Here is a 5,863-nt window from a genome sequence, read left to right on the forward strand (position 1 = left end):
CACCCACCAGCACCCCACCACACCAACAAGACCTGTCAACCACTCCTGAACAGCCCAAACAGGATGAGACAAGCTCCAGGATGCAGTGGGATCCCGCGATGTCGAGACCACTACATCCAGGATCGAGCGCGATCTTGCGCGGCCCAGCGCGGCCCCGCGCAGCCCAGCGCGGCCCAGCGCGGCCCCGGCCCAGCCCAGCGCAGCGCAGACGGGTCAGCGCACCACTCGGCCGCGCAGGATCGTGCGGGATGGGGCACGGACGACCCGCAGGTCACGGCGGGGGTCCTCGGGGTAGACCGTCAGGTCGGCGAGACCGCCTTCGACCAGCCCGGGAAAGCCGAGCCACTCCCGGGCGCCCCAGGAGGCGGCGGCGAGTACGTCCTCGGCGGGTATGCCGGCCCGCTCGTGCAGCAGCAGCATCTCCTCGGCGGCGAGCCCGTGGTCGATGCCGCCTCCAGCGTCGGTGCCCACGTAGATCGGCACGCCCGCCTCGTGAGCGGCCCGGACCACCTCGGGGAAGCGGTCGCGCAGCGCGAGCATGTGTTCGGCGTACCCGGGGAACTTGGCTTGCGCCTGCTCGGCGATCCCGCCGAAGGTCGCGATGTTGATCATCGTGGGGACGAGCGCGGTCCCCTGCCGGGCCATCTCGTCGATCACGTCGAGGCTCAGGCCGGTGCCGTGCTCGACCGAGTCCACCCCGGCGCGCACCATGATCTCGACGGCGGACTCGGAGAAGGTGTGCACCGCAGCGCGTACCCCGGCGTCGTGCGCGGCCCGCACGGCGGCGGTCAGGGTGTCGGCGTCCCAGGCCGGCGCGAGGTCGCCCACACCACGGTCGATCCAGTCGCCGACCAGCTTGACCCAGCCGTTGCCGGCCTTCGCCTGGGCGGCCACCGTCGCGGCCACCTCGGTGGCGTCGACCTCGACGCCGATGTCGCGCAGGTAGCGCTTCGGCGGCGCGACATGCCGGCCGGCACGGGCCAGTCGCGGCAGTTCCGGTTCGTCGTCCAACTCGGGGTACGGGTACGGCGAGCCGGCGTCCCGGATCGCCAGCACCCCAGCGTCCCGGTCGACGTGGGCCAGCTCGCGGGCCTGGTCGAGCGAGGTGATCGGGGCCCCACCTCGGGCGATGCCGATGTGGCAGTGCGCGTCGACCAGCCCTGGCAGCAGGAACCCGCCGTCGACGACGGTCTCCGCGTCGGGTACTGGGGTGAAGGTCACCCGGTCGCCGACCAGCCAGAGGTCCCGGACCTCGTCGTCGGGGAGCAGCACGCCGCGCACATGAAGGGCCATGCGCACAGTCCTACCCGATCACTCCTCGTCGGGGGCGAGCAGGTCGTTCTTCCGGACGGTCAGGGCGGGCAGGTCGACGGAGACCTTCCACGGCCGCTCGGTGACGAACAGATCCTCGGTGTGTGCGACCTGCTCGTACTCCCGGTTGGCGCCGAGCGCGTACTCGGTGAGCGTGACGCGCTCCTGCGACGGGTCCACCACCCAGTAGGACCGGATTCCGGCGTGCGCGTAGACCTTCGCCTTGTCGTACATGTCGCGGAAACTCGAGGTCGGGGAGACGACCTCCACGGCGAGCAGGGCATCCTCCACCGGAACCGGCGACCGGCCGGCGTGCTTGCGGCGGATGACCACCACGTCGGGGCGTGGCTCGTTGCGCCGGTCGACCCGCATGGAAAGGTCGATGCTGACCAGGTATTCCGGTGGACAGTTGACTTCGACGGCCAGCAGCAGTCGAACACAGAGATCTTGGTGCACGGCAGTCGGCGACGGCACGATCAACCTTCCGTTGATCAGTTCGTACGGAAGGTCCTTCGGCAGGTCACCGAGGTCGTCGACCGTCCACTCGTGCCGTTCGGGCAGGATCGGGGCCGCGGTCATGACATCTCCTTCCAGGGGGCGACATCACCCTAAGCGCCGAATCAGTCGCCCGCCGTCACCGACACGCGTCAGCGCGGGCCCTTGTCGCCGCCCTTGCCGAGCTTGTTGAAGTCGATCTTCGGAAGCTTGAAGCCGGGCGGCAGACCCTGCCCACCGGCCAGGTCGTTCGGGTCCATCCCCGGCGGGAGCTGCGGCATGCCACCGGGGAAGCCGGCCGGCATTCCGGCGCCGGTACGCGGACGACCGCCGCCCTTGGTGCCCTTGCGCTTGTTCTTCGGGCTCTTGGTGGCCTTGCGTCGACCGCCGCCGGGCAGGCCCATCATGCCGCCCATCTGCTTCATCATCTTCTGGGCGTCGGCGAAGCGGTTGAGCAGCTGGTTGACGTCCATGACGGTGACACCAGAGCCGTTGGCGATACGCGCCCGGCGGGAGCCGTTGATGATCTTCGGGTTGTTGCGCTCGCCCGGGGTCATCGACCGGATGATCGCGGTGACCCGGTCGAAGTGGCTGTCGTCCAGCTCGGCGAGCTGGTCCTTCATCTGCCCCATGCCCGGCATCATGGCCAGCACGTTGGCGATCGGGCCCATCCGCCGTACCGCGATGAGCTGGTCGAGGAAGTCGTCAAGCGTGAACTGCTCGCCGCCCATCAGCTTGGCGGTCATCTTCTCCTTCTGATCGGAGTCGAAGGCCTGCTCGGCCTGCTCGATCAGAGTGAGGACGTCGCCCATGCCGAGGATCCGGCTGGCCATCCGGTCGGGGTGGAAGACGTCGAAGTCCTCCAGCTTCTCACCGGTGGACGCGAAGAGGATCGGCTGCCCGGTGACCTCGCGAACCGACAGCGCGGCACCACCACGGGCGTCACCGTCGAGCTTGGAGAGCACCACACCGGTGATGCCGACGCCGTCGCGGAACGCCTCGGCGGTGCGGACGGCGTCCTGACCGACCATCGCGTCGATGACGAAGATGACCTCGTCCGGCGAGACGGCGTCGCGGATGTCGGCGGCCTGCTGCATCATCTCGGCGTCGATACCGAGTCGACCGGCGGTGTCGACGATGACGATGTCCCGGGCGGCGCGCTTGGCGTGCTCGATCGACGCGCGGGCCACCTGCACCGGGTCGCCGGTGCCGTTGCCGGGCTCCGGCGCGTACACCTCGACCCCGGCGCGACCACCGAGCACCTGGAGCTGCCCGACGGCGTTGGGGCGCTGGAGGTCGGCGGCGACCAGCAGCGGCTGGTGCCCCTGGCCCTTGAGCCAGCGGGCCAGCTTGCCGGCGAGGGTGGTCTTACCCGAGCCCTGGAGGCCGGCCAGCATGATCACGGTCGGCGGCTGCTTGGCGAACTGGAGTCGCCGCCCCTCGCCGCCGAGCACCTTGATCAGCTCTTCGTTGACGATCTTGATGATCTGCTGGGCCGGGTTGAGCGCCTGGGAAACCTCGGCGCTGCGGGCGCGCTCCTTCACCGCCGCGATGAAGCCCTTGACCACCGGCAGCGCGACGTCCGCCTCCAGCAGCGCGAGGCGGATCTCACGCGCGGTGGCGTCGATGTCGGCGTCGGTGAGCCGTCCCTTGCCGCGGAGCTTGGTGAAGATCCCGGACAGGCGGTCACTCAAGGTGTCAAACACGCGAACATCCCGTTTGTCAGTGTTCCGGCGGGCACAACGCGGCCGGCACTGCGGAGTCCGGCCACCGCTAGGGTAGCCGCCCGGCCGCACGGCCGCTGGCGGCCCGGCCTCACCCCGGAACCAAGCCCGATTGGTACGCGAAGACGACGAGCTGGGCCCGGTCCCGGGCTGCCAGCTTGCCCATCGCCCGGCTGACGTGTGTCCGGGCGGTCGCCGGGCTGACCACCAACCGGGCGGCGATCTCCTCGTTGTTCAGTCCCTCACCGACCAGGCCCACCACCTGGCGTTCCCGGTCGGTGAGCGTGTCCAGGCGGGGGTGCGGACGGGGTGCCCGCGACGGCCGGGTGGCGAACTCCCGCACCACCCGGCGGGTCACCGACGGCGACAGCAGCGCCTCCCCCTCGGCGACCAGCCGGATCGCGCGCAGCAACTCCGGCGGCCGGGTGTCCTTGGTGAGGAACCCGCTCGCGCCGTGGCGCAGCGCGTCGAAGACGTACTCGTCCAGCTCGAAGGTCGTGAGCACCACCACCCGCGTACCGGTCAGGTCGGGATCGGCGACGATCCGCCGGGTCGCCTCGATCCCGTCGATGCCCGGCATCCGGATGTCCATCAGGACCACGTCCGGCCGCTCCCGCCGGGCCAGCTCGACCGCCCGCAACCCGTCGGCGGCCTCACCGGCGAGCGCCAGATCGTCCTCGCTCTCCACCAGCGCGCGCAGCCCGAGGCGGACCAGGTCCTGGTCGTCGGCGATCAACACCCGGATCACGGGGACGGCTCCACCGGCAGCCGGGCCCACACGCGGAACCCGCCCGCCGGACGCGGTCCAACGCTCAGCCGCCCGCCCAACGCAGTCACCCGCTCCCGCATGCCGGCCAGCCCGTGCCCGCCGGACCGGCCGTCGGCCGGTTCGAGGTCGCCGGCCGCGCCGAGCCCGCCTGGGACACCGACGCCCCGATCGGTGACCTCAACCGTCACCTCGTCGGCCCGATAGGCAACGGTCACCTCGGCACGCGCCACCCCGGCGTGCCGCAGCACGTTCGTCAACGCCTCCTGCACCACCCGGTACGCCGCCAGGTCGACCGCCGCCGGCAACTCCCGCGGGTCACCGGCCTGGCGCAGCTCGACGGCGAGACCGGCGCCCGCCAGGCGGTCGCGCAGTGCGGGGAGCCGCGCCAGACCGGGCACGGGCTCACGCTCCGCGCCCCGCCGCACCGCGCCCAATGTGACCCGCAGCTCGTCCAGCGCCTCCCGGCTGGTGCGGCTGATGGCGGTCAGCGCGATCTCCGCCTGCTCGGGCTGTTTCGACAGCAGGTGCAGGGCGATGTCCGCCTGCATGCTGATCGCGGCCAACCCGTGCCCCACCACGTCGTGCACCTCCTGGGCGATGCGCAGCCGCTCCTCGTCGGCCTGCCGCCGACCCTGCTCGACACGCTCACGGGCCTCCTCGGCTCGGGTACGGGCGGCCGCCTCCCGGCTGACCCGCACCACCACACCCACCGCGAACGGTACGACCACCCAGGCCGACGCGGGGAGCACTCCGGTCCAGCCCGGCGCGGGGCCACGCGAGACGAAGACATGCGCCAGCAGCACCACGAACGCGCCGCTGCTGCCGAGCGCCGCCGGACGCACCGGCAGTCCCACCGCCACGGTGTACACCGCGAGGAGGAACGCGAGCAGAATCGGCCCGTACGGGTAGCCGAGCACCAGGTACGTCGAGGTGGCAAGCGTGACCACGACGAGGGTCGCCACGGGAGCTCGCCGTCGGAGCAACAGGGCGAGCGCGGCGAGCGCGATCAGTGCCCGGCAGAGGACGTCAACCGGCATCGAGCCCGGCTGGTTGTCCCCGGCCAGCCCGGTGGCGAGTTGACCGAACACGAGCAGCACGAGGGCGAGCACGGCGTCCGCCACCGCGTCCCGCCCACGCCACCCGTTCCCTCGCATGGCCGTCATTCTGCCCGCGCGGACGCCTCCTGACGTGCGCCCACGAGCGGCACCGCCCCTACGTCCGGGGACGTACCCACGACCTGACCCCGCCCAGGTCATCCCGGCCCTAGCCACCGAGTGGCTCCGCGGGCCGGCGACGCACAGATGCCGACAGCCGACGACGCACAGATGCCGACGGTGGCGGTAGCGCGACGAGGCCGCAGGCGTCTGAGGGGCCGGCGGCGTCTGAGAGGGCGCGGCGTCCGGCGGCCGGAGTCTGGGGGCCGGAGTCTGGGGGCGGGCACTGCAACAAGCGTGATGACTCTGCGGCATCTTGATGCCACTGAGTCATCAGCCGCGAAGTGGCGCATGCGGGCCGCGGGCATCTCCAAGGCTCCGCAGGACCCACGATGGCCAGGGCGGGCCCA

At 71.5% G+C, this 5,863-nt stretch carries 5 protein-coding genes; all 5 read right to left on the reverse strand.

Translation table 11 applies throughout. From position 1 onward, the window contains the following. Window positions 1-213: 213 nt before the first annotated feature. Window positions 214-1,293, reverse strand: coding sequence for an amidohydrolase family protein (locus ACLQ25_RS19490; RefSeq protein WP_425732254.1), 1,080 nt, complete (start codon window positions 1,291-1,293; stop codon window positions 214-216). Between the two features lie 18 nt (window positions 1,294-1,311). Continuing rightward, window positions 1,312-1,890 (reverse strand): Uma2 family endonuclease, encoded by a 579-nt coding sequence (locus ACLQ25_RS19495; RefSeq protein WP_425732255.1) that lies wholly within the window; start codon window positions 1,888-1,890, stop codon window positions 1,312-1,314. 68 nt (window positions 1,891-1,958) lie between these two features. Then, window positions 1,959-3,512, reverse strand: a complete 1,554-nt coding sequence (gene ffh / locus ACLQ25_RS19500) for a signal recognition particle protein (protein WP_425732256.1) — start codon at window positions 3,510-3,512, stop codon at window positions 1,959-1,961. A gap of 109 nt (window positions 3,513-3,621) precedes the next feature. Beyond that, window positions 3,622-4,278 (reverse strand): response regulator transcription factor, encoded by a 657-nt coding sequence (locus tag ACLQ25_RS19505; RefSeq protein WP_357131066.1) that lies wholly within the window; start codon window positions 4,276-4,278, stop codon window positions 3,622-3,624. Next, window positions 4,275-5,453, reverse strand: coding sequence for a sensor histidine kinase (locus ACLQ25_RS19510; protein WP_425732257.1), 1,179 nt, complete (start codon window positions 5,451-5,453; stop codon window positions 4,275-4,277). Before ACLQ25_RS19510 ends, ACLQ25_RS19505 begins: the two co-directional genes overlap by 4 nt. Window positions 5,454-5,863 lie beyond the last annotated feature (410 nt).

The organism is Micromonospora sp. DT44 (assembly GCF_049841635.1).
Taxonomy (GTDB): domain Bacteria; phylum Actinomycetota; class Actinomycetes; order Mycobacteriales; family Micromonosporaceae; genus Micromonospora.

Excerpts from the sequence above, each read along its gene's own strand:
- ACLQ25_RS19495 (WP_425732255.1), bottom strand. The coding sequence starts at position 1,890 with ATGACCGCGGCCCCGATCCTGCCCGAACGGCACGAGTGGACGGTCGAC.
- ACLQ25_RS19510 (WP_425732257.1), bottom strand. The coding sequence starts at position 5,453 with ATGCGAGGGAACGGGTGGCGTGGGCGGGACGCGGTGGCGGACGCCGTG.
- ACLQ25_RS19490 (WP_425732254.1), bottom strand. The coding sequence starts at position 1,293 with ATGGCCCTTCATGTGCGCGGCGTGCTGCTCCCCGACGACGAGGTCCGG.